Below are 17,132 nucleotides of genomic sequence, written 5' to 3'. Positions count from 1 at the left end.
GGTTGCATGCAACCGGTGCTTTGGGGAAACTTTACTCTGAGGTGAACGAAAACATCGACATGCGCCCGCTGGAAGGGGTGAAGGCGGCAGGTGGGTCATGGTTCGACCAGATTCGCTACGGCGCTGTTCCGCAGGTTCTGCCGAACATCATCAGCTATACCCTGCTTCGGTTCGAGATCAACGTCCGTGCCTCGTCGATTATCGGTTATGTGGGCGCGGGTGGTCTAGGCCAGGAATTCCGTATCGCCATGAGTTTTCAGGAATACACAGACCTGTCCGCTTTGTTTGTCATCATTTTTGTGACCGTGATGATCATTGACTACGGGTCAGAAAAACTGCGCCACCGCGTGATCGGCATGGAGGAACGGACATCATGAATTTGACGCAATCTCAGATCGAAGCTGCCCGCGCGCAAGTGCCATTGGCGTTTCAGGCGCCGCTGCCAGTGCGCATTCGCCGCTACGCGCTTTGGACGTTTCTCATCGGTCTATTCTGCTGGTGCCTCTATGACTTTGACATGTCGCCTCTTCGGATATGGGAAGGGCTAGGGCGTTTCGGCCGCGTGCTGTCGTTTATGTTCCCACCGCATGTGTGGGACAATTGGGCGGACTTTGCCGAGATATTGAACGGATTGGGGGAAACCCTTGCAATTGCCTTTCTCGGGACGGTGCTAGGGGCGATCTTTGCCGTGCCGTTGTCGCTGCTCGGGGCAAAGAATATAATTAAGAAAAGCATTCTGCGCCTAACGGTGCGGCGCGGTTTCGATGTGATCCGCGCGTTCGAGACTCTGATCCTTGCGTTGATTTTCATTCGCGCCTTCGGGCTTGGGCCGTTGCCCGGTATTTTGGCTATCGCCGTGAGCGAGATTGGCACCTTTGCAAAGCTATTCTCGGAAGCGATTGAGAACACCTCGGAAAAGCCTGTGGAAGGTGTCAAAGCCTCTGGAGGATCGCGGCTGCAGCAAATCCGCTTCGCTGTCGCGCCACAGGTCAATCCGGTGATCCTCTCAATCCTGCTTTACAACTTCGAATCCAACGTCAGATCGGGCACGATACTTGGCATTGTGGGTGCGGGTGGCATCGGATTTTTGTTGTCAGACCGGATCGCCGCCTACAAATGGGACGAAGCATGGTCAATTATCTTCCTGATTATTGTTATGGTTTATATCATTGATTGGCTATCAGGTTTGATCCGCAGCAAAGTGATCGGCAAATGGGATGGCGCGAAATGAGCGGTTCTGGATCGAAACACCCCCTTAGCGAGACGCCGAGTATTGACGACGGCGCAAGTGTTGTGAATTTCAAACTGGGTGCCTGGACCGAGGTGGGCCGCGGAACGACGCTAAAGTCAGGATCTATGGGGGACTGGTCCTATATTACCCAGAACTGCCACGTGGTTTGGACCTCAATTGGCAAGATGTGTTCGATTGCCAACGCGGCGCGGATCAATCCGGGCAATCACCCCACATGGCGTGCAGTGCAGCATCACAGCGTCTATCGGGCCGAGGCTTATGGTCTTGGCGAGGACGACCATGAATTCTTTGAGTGGCGCAAGGCCGATTGGGTCACCATCGGGGATGATGTCTGGATCGGCCACGGCGTGACCGTGACCGCAGGCGTGACCATAGGCACCGGCGCCGTGATTGGCGCGGGCGCTGTGGTCACGAGGAACGTAGCGCCCTATACGGTCGTGGGCGGTGTGCCCGCGCGGGAAATCAAACGACGGTTCACGCAAGAGCAAGCAGATGCCCTGATGGAGATTGCGGTTTGGGACTGGTCCCACAAGACGTATAAAGAGGCGCTGCCCGATATCAGGACACTCGACATTGATGCCTTCATTGAAAAATACCGAGGCTGATCCGCCACCAATCCGAAAGAAACGACAGATCATTGACGGCAGTCTTCTGGTTTTGTCTGCCTTTACGGCTCTTGCAGGGATCGCCGTTTTTCTCTCGTCGGGGGCAGGACGCGCACTTGAGATTGTCGCCGATACCTTTACCTTTCTCGCTGTCTTGTCGCCCAAAATCGCAGCAGGGATCTTTATCGCGGCAACGCTGCCCTTGATGCTGCCAAAAGAACACGTCGGCCGACTCATCGGCAGGGAAAGCGGTTTGCGTGGGCTGTTGATTGCGGCTTTTTGCGGTGCCGCGATACTCGGCGGACCAATGATGACCTTTCCCATCGCCGCAGGCCTGGGTGTCGCCGGGGCAGACCTGGGTGCTATGATCGCATTCATTTCCGGGTGGAGCCTTCTGGGCCTGAACCGCACCCTGATCTGGGAATTTTCGTTCCTTCCCGCTGATCTGGTCTGGACCCGCTACCTTCTCAGCCTTCCAGTTCCGATCCTGCTGGGACTGGCCGTCCGAACATTCTTGCAGGTGCGCAAATGAACATCATCATCGGGACCTTTGTCATCGGCGCTGCTGCGGTTTTGTTGTGGTTGAAACTTCCCAATGGAGAGTGGCGGTTGGCGTCATATCTGGCGTCGATTGACACGTTCCTCTTTACCGCGCCGCGTGTGCTGATTGCCCTGTTGGGCGCAGGCTTTTTTGCAGAACTTCTGCCTGAGAACGAGGTGAGGCAATTGCTGGGGGAGGAGGCCGGTATCGCCGCCGTTCTGCTGGCCGTTGTCCTAGGTCCTCTGACACCCGGCGGAGCCTTTGTCAGTTTTGCAATCGCGGCTGCCGCTTTGAAAACCGGGGCCTCACCTGTTGCCGCCATCGCCTATGTCACTTCATGGTCGTTGTTCTCTACGACTAAGATTTTTGCATATGAGTTATCCTTTATGGGGCGGCGTGCGACCCTGTTGCGAATTCTGGTTAGTCTGCCGGTTCCATTTGTCATATCAGGTCTGTCTTATGCTTGGTGAGGCAACTCGTAAGATGGGCTGTCTTGTCCGGCCTGCGATGGAACACCTTGATGTGTATTGTGCGGCCCTGTCCATGGGATGGTCTCCAGACAATCTGCGCCCAGACGCCGCGCAGGAGGAACTGGCCGAAATTACCAAATGTCCTAGGACGTTTCTGAGCAGGCTGGAAGACCTTCAAGGGCAAGGCCCGCCTGTGATCCTGCCTGATGGGTCGTCGGTGCCTCGGTTACCAAGCTTGAAAAGATGGATATGGGCAAACGGCTTTTGCGGAAGCATTGCCCTGCGTTGGCAATCCGACACTGATGATCTGCCACCGACATGCCTGGGGCATGTTGGCTATGCGGTCGTGCCGTGGCGGCGCCGCGAAGGGTTGGCAAATGCTGCGCTGAAGGAGATGCTGCCAATCGCACGCGAGGTTGGATTGCAACGGGTCGATCTAGCGGTAGATCCCGACAACACGGCGTCGATTGGTGTGATCAAAGCGGCGGGGGGACGATATGTGAAGACCTTTATCACGCCAGAACAGATCGGCGGACATACAGACGCCCTCTACCGGATAGACTTATGAGCGACGGGAGCACGCCATGACAGGACCCATCATCCAAACAGAACGTATGAACCTGGTGCTTCCTTGTACGGACCATTTGCCTGCTTATGTTGCGTATTGTGGTGGCCTGCGCAGTCAGTTCGTGGGTGGCCCCTTCGACTCTGCAAAAGCCTTTGAGAAGCTTTGCGCCATGGTCGGGCACTGGCGACTGCGGGGGTTCGGACGCTATGTCATGACGCTCAAATCAACTGGTCAGCCTATTGGTCATGTTGGTGCGCTTCAGATTGATACGGCCGAGCCGCCCGAAATGACGTGGACGATCTGGGAGGATGCATATGAAGGAAAGGGTTATGCTATTGAAGCCGTAACTGCCTACCTTGCGCATGTCCCCAAGGTTGACCCTTTTGCTGAAATGCTGATCCGCATAGAGAACAAAAATCAACGTTCTCTGCGACTTGCCGATCGCATAGGCGCAACACGAGACGAAATTGAGGTTGCGCCGCATTGGATGCCGACAGCCGTTACGTTGCGCCTCAGAGTTACGAACAATGGGTAGGCTTGCGTCAACGCAACAGTCGATTCTGCTCTTGAGTGTCAGCGATCCAGTTCATGATTTTTTCTCTAGGAGCGCCAAAATATCCCGATGGCCTGTTGGCATCAAAGATATGTTTTTTTGGGTCAAAAACACTTGGCCCCCGCGCCGACTTCTCTTTGATCCAAACAGCAGCGATATTTTGCATTTCGTCGAGTTCAGCAATGTAATCCGCCATAGGGCCCCCCAGCCATAGTTTGTAACACTAGGATGACGATATTTCGGTGTCATATGATTCTGCAAGCGTTGAAGATGAGCATTGAGCGAGCCTTGCTGGTCACCGAGATGTCCTAAAGGCAACCTATGCAGCTTGGTTAAAATCGAATTTCGTCAGAAGTGTCGATAGACGATGTCTGTTGGGTCCGGCTTTGCAGCAGTGTCATCTTGAGTCGCGCCTAAACGCTCAGCTAGTCTGCGCGAGCGTTCATTTTGAGGGTCGACATAACTTACGAGAGAACGAAATGCCCCCGCCTGTTGTGCCCAGTTGCGCAATGCTGTGGCGGCTTCGAAGGCGATGCCTTGTCCTTCGACTTTGGGGAAAACCAGCCAGCCCAGTTCATGTTCTGGGAAAAGTGGCCCGGAATTAATCCCGACCTGTCCAAGGCATAGACCCGTTTGCCGATCTTCAATCATCAGGGCACCGCAGCCGCAAAAATCCCATTGCGCATGATCGGAGCAAAACACTCCCCAAGCGGCTGTGGTCGTAAACGGGCCGCCCATGTATTTTGCGCGCTCGGATTGCATGCAAGTGGCATAAGGCAGCCAATCTTCAAACGTCATTCGACGCAACTTCAGGCGGCTGGTGTGAAGAAGTGGGATCTCTGTCATGTACAATACGTTTCTATTTTCGGATTGGCCCTTCTCAAACTGCCAGACCAAGATCACTCAGGGATTTGAAGCCATTAGGGATGTCGGCCTTGTTGCGCAGTTCAAGCACCAGATTCGGGGCGCTCTCGATTGTCGCTAGTGCGCGAAAAACGGCAGTCCATTCGATTTCCCCTTCCCCCGGGGCCCAGTGGCGGTCGGCATGGCCATCGACGTCTTGCAGATGGACATGGGCAAGCTGCGCACCGGCATCAGTGATAAAGTCGGCGACGGGCGGGGCACCAGACATGCGACGGGCTAACTGAGCGTGCCCGGTGTCGATGGAAAGTGCGATTGCTTGTGAGCCAAAGCTATCCACCATCTCGCGACGTGTTTCTGGGCGAACGTCCTGAATGTTTTCGATCACAAGAGTGATGCCCATGTCTTCGGCTGCGCGCACGACGGGGTCTAGAATTTGATGGATGCGGCCAATCTTGCTTTCGGCGTAGCCCGGAAAGCTGAAGATGTTGTTCTGATACCAAGCCGTGTAAGGGGAATGCAGGACCATCTGGCGCGCGCCGATCCGATCCGCGGCCTCGAGAGCTTTGAGGAACCGCGCAGTAATGATCGGGCGCAGTTCCGAGTCTTTGTTGTCGATATCCAGACCTTCAAAGGGCCCATGAATGCCAAGGCGTCCAGTATGCCCATCAAGCGCCGTCTTGGCGGCGGCAATGCGATCGTCGAATCCGGTGGTTAGCGCGACATGGGACATGAAATCCTGTAGTTCGATATCGCGGGCGGCATCAAACAGCCAATCGCGGTGGTCTGCAATCTCAGATGTTTTCAGGCAGGCGCCTATTTTGAGCGGGGTCATGTCTGTGGGTCCTTGGGTCGGGAATAAACATATAGGTAGCGATGGCACAGCAAAGACACAGGGCCATGACAGCAAAAGACCACCAGCCGCCGTAGGTTTGTGTGGTCCATGCAAAAGCAAAAGGGGCGGAGGCGTTGATCCCCATTTGCACGAAGGAGATCCACCCAAGTCGTGCGCCGTAACCTTTGGCACCGAAGAGCGCCAAAGGAAGGGTACCGCGCGCGATGGTTTTGATCCCGTCGCCCATTCCGTAAAGTGCGGCCGCAAGCAGTAGTCCAGTTAACGTAAATCCGAAGATCAACAGGACGACAAAGCCAGAAAACATCAGGCCGAGGCTAAGCGCATAGGTCACCAATGGGTACATGCTGCGACTGACCAACATCTCAAAAAACCGGCCCACGGTTTTGAACGGGCCGATGACGGCACCGGCGAAGGCTGCCATGGCTGCCGTATGGCCCAAGTCCTGAACATTGGTCACCCAAAGTGTCATAACAGCGCCCATCAGGTAGCCTGAAAAAATGAAAGAAACGACCATCCACAGCATTGCCTGCTTGCGCAGGTGTCCGGTCAGTTCGGGCCAGTCCGGCGCATTGTCAGGCTTGGGTGCATCGGCTTCGCGTTCAGGCCCGCGTAAGACAAAGAAGTGGATCGGTGTGCAGATCAGCAAGGCACTGAAGCCGAGGATCACCCATGTTGTTTCCCAACCGTACCGGTTAAACAGCGCGAGAGTCAGCGGCCAGAAAATAGTCGAGGCGACCCCGCCAAACAGCGTGATGACAGAAATTGAGCGTTGCGGCAGAACGCCTAGATCCAGTCGCGCCACACTGGCAAAAGCTACATTATACAGCACGAACATGCCCGCGCCTTCGGCCACCAGGATCAGCACAAACAACCCGATCCGCCCTTCAATTTGGCTCATCGCTATCAGCGCAAGGCTGGCTACGATTGACCCCAGTGTCATCACCCAGCGACCGCCACAGTGGTCCACCAGTTTTCCGGCAATGGGTGAGACCAGGCCGCCAAAGAAAAGGCCCAGCGACAGAATGCCGAATACCTCTGACAGAGTCAGTCCAAGATCATTGGCCATTTCTGGCAAGAGCACGGCGTAGGCGTACATCAACGTCCCGTAGCCCATGATCTGGGTTACGCCGAGTCCAATGGCAGGAATATAATCGCGGTTCAGTCTTGGCAGGTTCATCCAGCCGGTATACCGCGATAGGCGCAACGGCCCGCAACCCATGTTCCCTGAATGGCCGGGACAGAGCCGTCGGGCCAATCCACCAGAACAAGGTCCGCGCGCTTACCAACAGTGATGCAGCCCCGGTCGGGCAAACCCATTGCCCGTGCGGGGCCAGTTGAGACGAGCGACCAAAGCGCAAGCCGATCTGCGCGGCGCTCTGCGTCAAGCTTGGCAATTGCGGCCAGCATGGCGGGGTAGAAATAATCGGAAGCGAGCGCATCGCACAGACCGGCCTCCACCATGTCACCCGCACCAAGCGAGCCTATATGGCTCCCTCCACGGGCGGCATTCGGCGCGCCAAAGATGATCGGATCACCACCTTTGCGGGCCGCTTCTGCCGCCTCAATCACCATCGGAAATTCCGCCACTCCTGCGCCAAGCGCGCGGAAATAGGCGCGGGTTTCCGCCCGTGTATCATCGTGGCTTAGCATGGGCGCTCCCGCTGTACGGGCCATCTGTGCAACCGATGCGATCGCGTCCGGCACCTCGCTGCGCCGATCCCAGACGCGGCCCAGGAGCGCGATATAGTCTTCTTCGCTCAGCCCTGCGCGGTGGGCTTTGGAAGCGGTGCGCTTTTTCATGCGCGCGTCGTCTAGAGACGCGATTGAAAAATCCGGGGACAGCTCAAAAGCGCGGTCTTGGATTGGGACGTCATAGGCCCGCATGGTCATGGACGTGTGGTCATTGAATGCCACGGAAGGCAATAGTGGCCCAGCAAGCGCCCATTCGACCACGTCCAAAGCCTCGAACGCGAAGGTTTCCCACCGAAGCTGTACACGGTTTTCCACGGTCAGCCGCGCTGCCAGATCGCACATGGCTTGCATGAGTTCGCGGCCGCGTGCCACATCGCGCAGCCCCGGCTCCCATCCCAGCGTGATGGCGTGATAAGCAGTAGCGATCCCGTTGGTTGCAAGTTGACGGTCAGTGTCGATGAGCGCCGTTTCGGTTGGGAAGAAAACTCCTGGACGGGGCATCAGCTGGCGTTCGAACGCATCGCCATGTACGTCGATCAGGGCAGGGGCCAATATCAATCCACGTGCGTCGATCACCTCGCCTTGCGCGGGGCCACCTAATTCGACGATCTTGCCATTGCTGATGCAAACATTCGTTTCGGTGATCTCGCCGGGCAGGTAGACCTGTGCGCCTTCAAAGGTAATCATTCAAAATCGTTCCATTGTCAGGTGCCAGTGGAAAGACCCCGGCTTTTCGTGTTCACGGTCCTCAAGCCTCAGGCATTCAAAGCCCGAAAACAGGGCCAACAGATCTGCCGAGGCGCAAAAGTAGTGCGGGTGCATTTTGTCGGTACCGGGCGCATCAAAAACCCATGCGTTGCGGCTGATTTCACGACCTGCGTATTTTGCCTGCTCATGCGGCAGGCGGCGTTTGGACAGCATGGTGCCCATATAACTGCCGCCGGGCTTCAGCACGCGACGAATTTCGGCAATGGTGCGCAGCAGGATGTCTTCATCGCCATGGTAGATCACGTTCCAGCTGAGCACGTGGTCAAAGGTGTGATCCTTGAACGGCAGCGCATCCATGCGGGCAAGAACTGTTTCTACGCCACCGGCCTTTTCAATCTCTGCCAACCCGCCGGGTGCGGCATCCAACGCGATCACGTCAAAGCCCTGGGTTGTTAGCCAAAGCGCGTGACGCCCCACGCCCGCCCCCAGATCAAGAATGCGTGCGCCTTGTGCCAGACCAGCCGCCCATTCCTGCACGTCCTTCTCGGGCGTCAGCCACTTGCTATCTTCTTCGATGGATTTCCATTGGTCATCCCAATGCTGGTCTGCTGTATCCGATTTCACCGTTGTTCTCCGATAATTTTGGTGCGGGCCCAGCCGCTGACGAGCTCGATCCCGATCACAACAACTGCGATCATCAAGATCACGGTCATCGCTGTGGGGTAATCGAAAAGGTCAAATCCAACTTTAAGCTCGATCCCGATCCCACCCGCACCGACAAGGCCAAGGATAGTCGACGACCGGACGGCTTTCTCTAAGGCAAAGAGAGAGGTGGAAATGAAAGCAGGCAGGCTGCCGGGGATCGTGGCACAGGCCACAACATCGAGTTTCCGCGCACCAGTGGCTGTTAGGCTCTCGGCGGGGCCTTTGTCGGTTGCTTCCATGTCGTCGGCGAAAAAGCGACCGCAAAAGCCGATTGTGTCGATCACGATGGCCAGCATGCCTGCGAAGGGACCAAGGCCCACGGCCACAACGAAAACCAGTGCCCAGGCGATGTCCGGTACAGCACGGATGAAACTCAGCCCGGTGCGTACAATTTGGTTCACCCATGGGCCGGCGATCAGCCCCTTTGCGGTCAAGAGTGCGACAGGAACAGATAGGATTACGCCGATGACAGCACCGGCAACAGCAATTTGCAGTGTCTCGACCATTTTCCAGCTCAGCCGCGAGAGCACTTGTGGGTCAAGGTTCGGCGGGAAGGCCCGCGCGGCGAAATCGGCAAAGCGGGGTGGGGAGCTGGCTACTTTTTCAAGCGAGAAGCCGGCACCGGCGAGGCACCAGAAGATGATAACAAGTCCAAGCACATAGCCCAAAAAACTGATGGCAGAGGGCCGCTCAAACCGCGCCAGCTCAAATCGGGTCCGTTCATTCCGGGAAGGCGCGGTATCAGTCATAAAGACCTCTCAAGTCGGCGGAACTCAGCGAGGCTGCTGTCGCATCAAGCTGAATACGCCCCTGCGCAAGGCCAAGTACGCGGTCGCCGTACTTCAATGCATGTTCAATGTTGTGTGAGGTAAAAACGACCGTGACGTTCTCGTCGCGGACAAGCCGGAAGAACAGCTCCATCACGTCTTCGCCTGCACTTGGATCAAGTGACGCGCACGGCTCATCCGCAAAGAGAACCTTGGGCGCGCCAACGATGGCGCGGGCAATGGCCACGCGTTGCGATTGCCCGCCCGACAGCCGATCCGCGCGCCGGTGCGCGAAATCAGCAAGGCCAACGCGTTCCAAAGCCTGCATGGCAGTTTCCCGAGAGGATTGGGGGGCCAGCGAATGGCTCCAATGGCGTATGCCGGGATGCTTGCCTAGAAGACCGTGCAAGACATTCGAAAGCACAGACAGTCGGGGCACCAGGTTGTGCTTCTGAGAGACCAGCCCGACCTGCGCGCGAATGTTGCGCATTTCTCGCCCGGCTATTTCATTCGTCTGCTGTCCCAGCAAATGCACAGTGCCACCTGAGGTTGGGATCAACCCCATCAGGCAGCGCAGCAGGGTCGATTTCCCAGTGCCGTTGGCACCAACAAGTGCTGTTGCCTCTCCGCGGGCGAGGCGGAAACTCACGTCGGAAAAGATCGGCGTTGCCCCAAATGTTTTGGAAACGGCGCGGGCTTCGATTTCAACGGGCGAAACCGGGGCGAAGGCCGCCCCGGTTTGCTCAGTCAGCACATCCGGTGCTGCTGGACTTCTCAGCAAAAGATCAGTCACCGATGAAATTGTCGAACTGAGGGTATCCCGCATTCGTGTACATCGAACGGACGTAGTCATACGCGCTGTCTTCAATCGCAACGAGGTCCATGCCGACATACTTGTCGTTTTCTTCGTGAGCCGTGATGCCTGCGATGACCTGCGCCTTGTTCCCAAGGACCGCGTCGCGCACTGCTTCGGCAGCCTCGGTTGGCACATGTGCACCCACCATGATCATGTCATTGGGCAGGTCGCCCGAGCGCGCAATCATCTTGTAAAAACCGTAAGGCAGCTCCGTTTGGCCATTGCGGACGCCGATGAAAGTGCCTGCATTCATGCCGAGCGCGTCAATATCGCCGTTGTTCAACGCCTCAAAGGCGATGTTGCGCGAGGTGTGGATTTTCTCAATGTCATTAACCGGATCGACGCCGTGATCAGCGAGTACCTGCATGGGGCAAAGCATGTTTGAAGTCGAACCGATATCGCCAAAGGCGACCGACTTGCCGACCAGATCAGCAGGCACGTTGATGCCGCTGTCAGCGCGCACGATAATGGCGCAGTGATAATCAGGGCGACCGAGGCCGATCAGCGGCGTGGCATTGGTCAGCTTGTTGATAACCACATATTCTGCAGGTCCAGAGACTACGAAATCCACGGTCTCACCGCGCAGCGCCTCGGCTGCAGCCGTGCGCGAGTTTACTGCATAGAATTCGAATGTGTCGCCGGTGGCCACTTCAAGCGCCTCCTTAAACGGGCCCCATTCCAGTTGCAGGCGTTCCATACCTTCAACATCTGTGACGGCAAGTTTCCAGGTTTCAGCTGTCGCTGCAAAGGCAGACACAGCGGCAAGGCTTACACCCAGCAAAAGAGATTTCAGTTTCATAGCACCCTCCAGGTTTATTCATTCCGATGAATAGTGGGGCTGCGTATCAATGGCGCTACAGTTTCATGAAACCTTTGTGACGTATGCGGTCGAGACTCCAAAAGCCTTAACCAACTTTGTTGCCTTGGCTCCAGACGCCGCGGAGCAGAGGCGTTTCGCCGATTTTGCGCACGCGCAGAACATCACCGCGCAATCCTGTTTTCAAAGCACCACGGTCATGCAACCGCACGGCACTCGCAGGGTTGATGGTCACGGTAGCAATAGCGCGGGGAAGATCATTCCAAGTATCTGCAAGGCGGAAGGCCGACAATAGCAGCGCTGAGGGCACGTAGTCTGACGAGACAATGTCGAGAAGATCGGCTTTTGCGAGGGCCTCTGCCGCAACATTGCCGGAGTGAGATCCGCCACGGATCAGGTTGGGTGCGCCCATCATCACGGCAATTCCGTGCACGCGACAGGCGGCTGCGGCTTCAACCGTTGTGGGAAACTCGGCAAAACCCACGCCGTTCACCGCAGAGGTTCCAACATGATCGGCCGTGGTATCATCATGGCTGGCCAGAACTGCACCCAGACGGCGGGCTTCTTTCACTGCACCCACCTCGTGCTTTGCCCCGAGGCGTTTTTGCAGACCCAACAGGGTCTCAACATGTTCGGCAAACTCTGCGTCGTTCATCCCGCGCTTCTTTGCGACGTATGTTTTCAGCGCGGTCAGGTCACGGAATTGGCGCTGGCCCGGGGTGTGATCCATCAGGCTGACGATGCCGACCCGGTCTGATGATCCGAACGCCGCCAATTCCTCAAGCAGCGTCTCTGAACAGATTTCGGCCCGCAGATGGAGGAAATGACTGATCTTGAAATACCCTTTGGCGCGGGCTGCCAAGAGTTCATCCGCCAGCTTTCGAGCGTAGTCGATGTAGCGTCCCTTGCCGCTATGGATGGACCCCACCCGCATGGCGTCAAACACCGTCGTGATGCCAGTGGACGCCAGCTCTGCATCGTGAGCGATCAGGGCGGGCAAATGTGGCCAGTCCACCTCTGGGCGCGGTTCGATATGGCGTTCGACATTGTCTGTATGCAGTTCGACAAGGCCGGGAATAACAAGATCACCGGCACAATCCAGGGCACCGGTTGGGACATGATCCCCTTCAGTAATGTCACAAATGACGCCTTGTTCGATTGTCACCGCACCAGTGAATACCTGATCTTCCAACACTAGCTGCGCATTGGCGAGACATAGGTCGCTTGACACATCGTTGTCACAAGCCTTTGTCAAAGAGGACGTGGGAAAAGGGGAATTCATGTCATACTCTCGATTTGCAATTTACTATGTGCCGCCGAATGGGCCCTTGGCCGATTTTGGAGCATCTTGGCTGGGCTGGGATGTTGTGCAGGGCTGTGAGACGCGTCAGCCAAGTTTGAGCGGTTTGCGTGACATCACGATGACACCGCGTAAATACGGGTTTCACGGAACGTTGAAGCCGCCGTTTCGCTTGATCCAAACGCGCGCAATTGCGGAATTGGAGCAGGCCACCTCGGAGATGGCGGCATCGCTTGCCCCCGCGATCTGCGATTGTTTGCAGCTGACGACGATGGGTCGGTTTCTGGCGTTGACGCCGCAGGGCGGAGCAGAGGCCGTACAGCAGGTTGCGCAGACTTGCGTTCGTGATCTTGACGGTTTCCGCGCACCAGTCGAGGAGCAGGAGATGGCGCGTCGCCGCGCAGCAGGACTGAGTGCACGTCAGGACGCATTGCTTGTTGAGTGGGGGTACCCTTACGTGATGGAAGAGTTCAGGTTTCACTTGACCCTGTCGGGGCGTTTGCCCGACGCTGCGATCCCAACTTGGACCGAGAATGTACGCCGGTTTCTGCCCGATTTGCCCACGCCCTTTGTCCTTGACCAGATCGCTTTGTGCGGTGAGCGGGAAGATGGCCGGTTCGAGGTGATCCATCGCTACAAACTCACTGGCTGAAGCAGTGCCGCGCCCCGGGCGATGGTCTGGGACAGCGGACCATCGTTTGCGAGGTTGATCACCTTGAGCCCAGCCGGCAAGGGCTTGTCAGCCTGGGCAAGGCGTTTGCTGATCTCCTCCTCTGTCTCACGGGCCCGCGCGGCCAGACGGTGCGAAAGCGTTTCCGGTTTCGCGGTGATGTTGAGAACTACGAGGCGTGGGAAAATCTCGGCCGCTTGGGCCAGAGCCTTGCGAGAGAAGTTGACAAGGCAATCGGTGCCCTTGCCAAGTTGGTATTTGACGGTGATCGGAATGCCGTAGTGCAGCCCGTGCGCGCGCCAATGCACGGCAAAAGCCCCATCTTCAACCAAGGCTTCAAATTGTGACACAGACACCGCATCGTAATCCTCGCCGCCCAAGTCGGGCGCACGTGTGATGACGCGGCGCACCAGATGCAAATCGGGTATTGCGCCGTGTAGGCCCGCCATCACGCTGTCCTTGCCAACACCCGATGGGCCGACAACCGCGATGAGGCGTCCCCCAGACTTTGAGGCAAGCGTCATGCAGCCATTCCGGGAGTAAAGCGGCCGACATCAATTTCGCGATCACAGACGTGAGTACGGGCCGCTTCATCATGAAAAATACCGATGATGGCCGCGCCGCGCGCTTTGGCGTCCTCGATCAAGGAGAGCACCACCTCGCGGTTCGCAGCGTCGAGGCTCGCGGTAGGTTCATCAAGCAACATCGCAGGGTAGGTATGGGCAAAACCACGGGCAATGTTCACGCGCTGTTGCTCGCCGCCCGAGAAGGTTGTGGGGGACAAGGACCACAGCCTCTCGGGGATGTTTAATTGGGTCAGAAGCGCCGATGCGCGGTCCTGCGCTTCGTCTGCCGGTACTCCCAAAGCGCGCAGAGGCTCTGCAACCACATCGAGCGTTGGGACTCGCGGCACCACACGCAGGAACTGGCTAACATAGCCCAGCACATCACGGCGCAATTTTATGATGTCGCGCGGCTCAGACCGCACGATGTCCAAACCGCCAATGCGAATTTCACCTGCCTGCGTCAGGTAATTGCCGTAGATCATCCGCATTAGCGTGGATTTACCAGCACCAGAGGCCCCAGTGAGCGCTACGCATTCGCCAGGGGCAACCGCGAAGGACACATTGCTGATCACCTCGATCACGGCACTTCCCTGATTGTGCAGGGTAAAGGTTTTGGAAACGTTGCTAAGGTCTATCATGGCTCATACCTGTAAAACTGAACTGACAAGAAGCTGGCTATAGGCATGCTGCGGATCATCCAGCACCTGATCTGTCAGGCCCGCCTCGACCACGCGGCCTGATTTCATGACCAGCAGGCGGTCCGCCAGCAGGCGAACTACAGCCAGGTCATGGGTTACGATGATCGCTGACAGTCCCATGTCGCGCACGAGACCGCGCAGCAGATCCAGCAGTCGCGCTTGCACCGACACATCAAGACCGCCTGTGGGTTCATCCATGAACACAAGACGCGGGCCCGTCACGAGGTTGCGCGCTATCTGCAAGCGTTGCTGCATCCCGCCAGAGAAGGTTGTGGGTCTATCATCTACACGGGACGCATCAATCTCGACCCGCCCCAGCCAGTCCGTGGCCTTGTCGCGGATGTCGCCGTAGTTGCGCTCTCCCACAGCCATCAACCGCTCGCCTACATTGCCGCCAGCGCTGACGCCCATGCGCAGCCCGTCACGGGCGTGTTGGTGGACAAAGGCCCAATCGGTGCGACCGAGCATCCGCCGCTCCGGCTCCGACATCGTAATTGTGTCGCGGGGGCCGTCCGTGCGGGTGTCGAACACCACCTGTCCCGCATCGGGGGTCAGATGCCCTGCCATGCAATTGAGCAAGGTGGATTTACCTGACCCGCTTTCGCCAACGATCCCCATAACCTCACCGGGATACAGGTCAAAAGACACATCGGCGCAACCGATATGCGCACCATATCGCTTGGTGATGCCCTGAACGGAAAGCAAAGGTGTCATGCTGCGTCCTTTCCTTTATGGCCCGTTGCCTGGCGCGCTTCGCAATAATCGGAGTCAGAGCAGACAAACATCCGCCCACCTAAGTCATCAATGATCAACTCATCCAGATAGCTGTCTGTCGCACCGCACATCCCGCAGGGGTGATCGGCCTTGGACGCCTCAAACGGATGATCCTCAAAGTCGAGGCTGACCACTTGGGTATATGGGGGCAGCGCATAAATACGTTGCTCGCGACCTGCGCCAAAAAGCTGGATTGCGGCCATATCACCCAGCTTGGGATTATCGAATTTGGGGATCGGCGAGGGATCCATCACATAGCGTCCTTCGACCTTGACCGGATAGGCGTAAGAGGTGGCGATATGACCGTGGCGGCTGATATCTTCGTAAAGTTTCACATGCATCAGTCCGTATTCTTCAAGGCTGTGCATCTTACGTGTCTCGCTTTCACGGGGTTCAAGAAAACGCAGCGGTTCGGGGATCGGCACCTGATAGACAAGGATCTGACCCTCGTGCAGCGGCTCTTCAGGGATGCGGTGCCGGGTCTGGATCACAGTGGCATCACTTGTCGCAGTGGTCGTCGCAACTCCAGCAGTGCGTTGAAAGAAAGTCCGTATTGAAACCGCGTTTGTGGTGTCATCGGCCCCTTGGTCGATCACCTTGAACGTGTCCTTGGGCGTCAGCACCGCAGCCGACACCTGCACGCCGCCTGTTCCCCAGCCATAGGGCATTGGCATCTCGCGAGAGGCGAAAGGGACCTGATAGCCGGGAATGGCAAGCCCCTTAAGGATTGCACGGCGGATCATGCGCTTGGTTTGTTCGTCCAAATAGGCGAAGTTGTACTCGGTCATTCCGCTGCCTCCTGCACCTGTTGCGCACCCGCTTCGCGACGGAGCTTGCGCACCAGTTCCAATTCAGACTGAAAATCGACGTAATGGGGCAGTTTGATATGTTCTAGGAACCCCGTCGCCTGAATGTTGTCGGCGTGATACAAAACGAATTCTGCGTCCTGTGCGGGTGCACCAACGTTATCCTCGCCCAATTCTTCCCAGCGTAGCGCGCGATCGACCAAGGCCATAGAGATCGCCTTGCGCTCGGTCTGGCCAAAGACCAGCCCGTACCCGCGGGTAAACTGTGGCGGCTCGGTTTTCGAGCCGGTGAATTGGTTGACGGTTTCGCATTCGGTCAGGATCACTTCTCCGATCTCAACGGCAAATCCCAGTTCGGGGATGTCCATCTCAACCGGAACTGACCCGATCCGCAGCTCGCCCACAAAGGCATGGTTGCGCCCGTAGCCGCGCTGCGTGGAGTAGGCGAGGCCAAGGGTAAAACCTTCGTCCGCTCGGGTCAGCGCTTGCAGGCGCAGGGCGCGGTCGGCGGGCATTTCCAATGGTTCGCGGGTCAGGTCGGGGGGCGGCGTATCGTCATGGGGGGCCTCTTCGATCAGCCCTTCGCGGTTCAGGAATTCGGTGACATGCGGGACATTGCCTGTCTCGGCGTCACGAGATGGAGCCTTGGGCACCTCGCCATCAGCGGCCAGTTTGAAATCAAGCAAACGGTGCGTGTAGTCAAATGTTGGGCCCAGGACCTGCCCGCCGGGCAAGTCCTTGAACGTGGCCGAGATGCGTCGATCGCAGGCCATAATGCCGGTATCGACAGGCTCGGACGCACCAAAGCGCGGCAGAGTGGTGCGATAGGCGCGAATGAGGAAGATCGCTTCGATCAGATCGCCACGCGCCTGCTTGATTGCAAGTGCCGCAAGGTCCGGATCATAAAGCGACCCTTCGGCCATGACGCGATTGACGGCAAGACTTAGTTGCTCGCGGATTTGCGCAATGCTGAGCTCCGCGATATCCGTGTTACCGCGGCGTTCTTCGGCGAGCCAGGCATGGGCATTCTCGATTGCCCGCTCTCCGCCTTTGACTGCTACATACAT

The 17,132-nt window shown here is 57.2% G+C and carries 23 protein-coding genes; 8 read left to right on the top strand and 15 right to left on the bottom strand.

Features of this window, described 5'->3' with window-relative positions; all coding sequences use genetic code 11:
- The 7 genes from C8N36_RS18495 to C8N36_RS18465 form a co-directional block, all read left to right on the top strand.
- Positions 1-377: PhnE/PtxC family ABC transporter permease (locus C8N36_RS18495; protein WP_146227665.1), on the top strand; the 377-nt coding region annotated here is incomplete at its 5' end.
- Positions 374-1,231 (top strand): phosphonate ABC transporter, permease protein PhnE, encoded by an 858-nt coding sequence (gene phnE, locus C8N36_RS18490; RefSeq protein WP_097806265.1) that lies wholly within the window; start codon positions 374-376, stop codon positions 1,229-1,231. The genes C8N36_RS18495 and phnE (C8N36_RS18490), both read left to right, overlap by 4 nt.
- Complete coding sequence (locus C8N36_RS18485) at positions 1,228-1,857, top strand: DapH/DapD/GlmU-related protein (RefSeq protein WP_097806305.1); 630 nt, start codon at positions 1,228-1,230, stop codon at positions 1,855-1,857. The genes phnE (C8N36_RS18490) and C8N36_RS18485 overlap by 4 nt, the downstream gene beginning before the upstream one ends.
- On the top strand, positions 1,829-2,389 hold the full coding sequence (locus C8N36_RS18480) for a hypothetical protein (RefSeq protein ID WP_097806266.1): 561 nt from the start codon (positions 1,829-1,831) through the stop codon (positions 2,387-2,389). The genes C8N36_RS18485 and C8N36_RS18480 overlap by 29 nt, the downstream gene beginning before the upstream one ends.
- On the top strand, positions 2,386-2,868 hold the full coding sequence (locus C8N36_RS18475; RefSeq protein WP_097806267.1) for a hypothetical protein: 483 nt from the start codon (positions 2,386-2,388) through the stop codon (positions 2,866-2,868). Before C8N36_RS18480 ends, C8N36_RS18475 begins: the two co-directional genes overlap by 4 nt.
- Positions 2,858-3,436, top strand: a complete 579-nt coding sequence (locus tag C8N36_RS18470) for a GNAT family N-acetyltransferase (protein ID WP_211318260.1) — start codon at positions 2,858-2,860, stop codon at positions 3,434-3,436. The genes C8N36_RS18475 and C8N36_RS18470 overlap by 11 nt, the downstream gene beginning before the upstream one ends.
- A 16-nt stretch (positions 3,437-3,452) precedes the next feature.
- Positions 3,453-3,971, top strand: coding sequence for a GNAT family N-acetyltransferase (locus C8N36_RS18465; RefSeq protein ID WP_097806268.1), 519 nt, complete (start codon positions 3,453-3,455; stop codon positions 3,969-3,971).
- Positions 3,972-3,978: 7 nt separating this feature from the next.
- On the opposite strand, the gene C8N36_RS18460 is transcribed toward C8N36_RS18465, so the two are convergent.
- The 10 genes from C8N36_RS18460 to C8N36_RS18415 form a co-directional block, all read right to left on the bottom strand.
- Complete coding sequence (locus tag C8N36_RS18460; RefSeq protein WP_097806269.1) at positions 3,979-4,185, bottom strand: hypothetical protein; 207 nt, start codon at positions 4,183-4,185, stop codon at positions 3,979-3,981.
- A 152-nt stretch (positions 4,186-4,337) separates the two neighbouring features.
- A complete protein-coding gene (locus tag C8N36_RS18455; RefSeq protein ID WP_097806270.1) occupies positions 4,338-4,835 on the bottom strand; it encodes a GNAT family N-acetyltransferase in 498 nt (165 codons plus the stop codon).
- Positions 4,836-4,869: 34 nt separating this feature from the next.
- Positions 4,870-5,685 (bottom strand): sugar phosphate isomerase/epimerase family protein, encoded by an 816-nt coding sequence (locus C8N36_RS18450; RefSeq protein ID WP_097806271.1) that lies wholly within the window; start codon positions 5,683-5,685, stop codon positions 4,870-4,872.
- Positions 5,645-6,925 (bottom strand): MFS transporter, encoded by a 1,281-nt coding sequence (locus C8N36_RS18445; RefSeq protein ID WP_097806272.1) that lies wholly within the window; start codon positions 6,923-6,925, stop codon positions 5,645-5,647. Before C8N36_RS18445 ends, C8N36_RS18450 begins: the two co-directional genes overlap by 41 nt.
- Complete coding sequence (locus C8N36_RS18440; RefSeq protein WP_097806273.1) at positions 6,880-8,085, bottom strand: alpha-D-ribose 1-methylphosphonate 5-triphosphate diphosphatase; 1,206 nt, start codon at positions 8,083-8,085, stop codon at positions 6,880-6,882. The genes C8N36_RS18445 and C8N36_RS18440 overlap by 46 nt, the downstream gene beginning before the upstream one ends.
- The gene (locus C8N36_RS18435) at positions 8,086-8,730 is read right to left on the bottom strand and encodes a class I SAM-dependent methyltransferase (protein ID WP_097806274.1); all 645 of its coding nucleotides are present in this window, start codon (positions 8,728-8,730) and stop codon (positions 8,086-8,088) included.
- Complete coding sequence (gene phnE / locus C8N36_RS18430; RefSeq protein WP_097806275.1) at positions 8,727-9,560, bottom strand: phosphonate ABC transporter, permease protein PhnE; 834 nt, start codon at positions 9,558-9,560, stop codon at positions 8,727-8,729. Before phnE (C8N36_RS18430) ends, C8N36_RS18435 begins: the two co-directional genes overlap by 4 nt.
- Positions 9,553-10,332, bottom strand: coding sequence for a phosphonate ABC transporter ATP-binding protein (locus C8N36_RS18425; protein WP_245910963.1), 780 nt, complete (start codon positions 10,330-10,332; stop codon positions 9,553-9,555). Before C8N36_RS18425 ends, phnE (C8N36_RS18430) begins: the two co-directional genes overlap by 8 nt.
- A gap of 31 nt (positions 10,333-10,363) precedes the next feature.
- Entirely contained in the window at positions 10,364-11,233 is an 870-nt protein-coding gene (locus C8N36_RS18420) for a phosphate/phosphite/phosphonate ABC transporter substrate-binding protein (RefSeq protein ID WP_097806277.1), read from the bottom strand.
- 106 nt (positions 11,234-11,339) lie between these two features.
- Positions 11,340-12,533 carry an alpha-D-ribose 1-methylphosphonate 5-triphosphate diphosphatase gene (locus tag C8N36_RS18415; RefSeq protein ID WP_176527116.1) on the bottom strand — a complete coding sequence of 398 codons (1,194 nt, stop codon included), beginning with the start codon at positions 12,531-12,533 and terminating at the stop codon, positions 11,340-11,342.
- Here C8N36_RS18415 and C8N36_RS18410 point away from each other — a divergent pair.
- Positions 12,532-13,203 (top strand): DUF1045 domain-containing protein, encoded by a 672-nt coding sequence (locus C8N36_RS18410; protein ID WP_097806278.1) that lies wholly within the window; start codon positions 12,532-12,534, stop codon positions 13,201-13,203. The two genes, C8N36_RS18415 and C8N36_RS18410, sit on opposite strands and share 2 nt — an antisense overlap.
- Here the strand turns inward: C8N36_RS18410 and phnN are convergent.
- The 5 genes from phnN to C8N36_RS18385 are packed head-to-tail and all read right to left on the bottom strand — an operon-like array spanning position 13,185 to position 17,132.
- Positions 13,185-13,745, bottom strand: coding sequence for a phosphonate metabolism protein/1,5-bisphosphokinase (PRPP-forming) PhnN (gene phnN / locus C8N36_RS18405; protein WP_097806279.1), 561 nt, complete (start codon positions 13,743-13,745; stop codon positions 13,185-13,187). The genes C8N36_RS18410 and phnN overlap by 19 nt on opposite strands.
- On the bottom strand, positions 13,742-14,425 hold the full coding sequence (gene phnL, locus C8N36_RS18400; RefSeq protein ID WP_097806280.1) for a phosphonate C-P lyase system protein PhnL: 684 nt from the start codon (positions 14,423-14,425) through the stop codon (positions 13,742-13,744). The genes phnN and phnL overlap by 4 nt, the downstream gene beginning before the upstream one ends.
- Before the next feature lie 3 nt (positions 14,426-14,428).
- Positions 14,429-15,199 carry a phosphonate C-P lyase system protein PhnK gene (gene phnK / locus C8N36_RS18395; RefSeq protein ID WP_097806281.1) on the bottom strand — a complete coding sequence of 257 codons (771 nt, stop codon included), beginning with the start codon at positions 15,197-15,199 and terminating at the stop codon, positions 14,429-14,431.
- Positions 15,196-16,047 (bottom strand): alpha-D-ribose 1-methylphosphonate 5-phosphate C-P-lyase PhnJ, encoded by an 852-nt coding sequence (locus C8N36_RS18390; RefSeq protein WP_097806282.1) that lies wholly within the window; start codon positions 16,045-16,047, stop codon positions 15,196-15,198. Before C8N36_RS18390 ends, phnK begins: the two co-directional genes overlap by 4 nt.
- Positions 16,044-17,132 carry a carbon-phosphorus lyase complex subunit gene (locus C8N36_RS18385; protein WP_097806283.1) on the bottom strand — a complete coding sequence of 363 codons (1,089 nt, stop codon included), beginning with the start codon at positions 17,130-17,132 and terminating at the stop codon, positions 16,044-16,046. The genes C8N36_RS18390 and C8N36_RS18385 overlap by 4 nt, the downstream gene beginning before the upstream one ends.

Origin of the sequence: Pelagimonas varians, from assembly GCF_003208435.1 — a bacterium.
GTDB classification, from domain to species: Bacteria; Pseudomonadota; Alphaproteobacteria; order Rhodobacterales; family Rhodobacteraceae; genus Pelagimonas; species Pelagimonas varians.
This window is presented reverse-complemented; position numbering and strand designations above follow the sequence as displayed.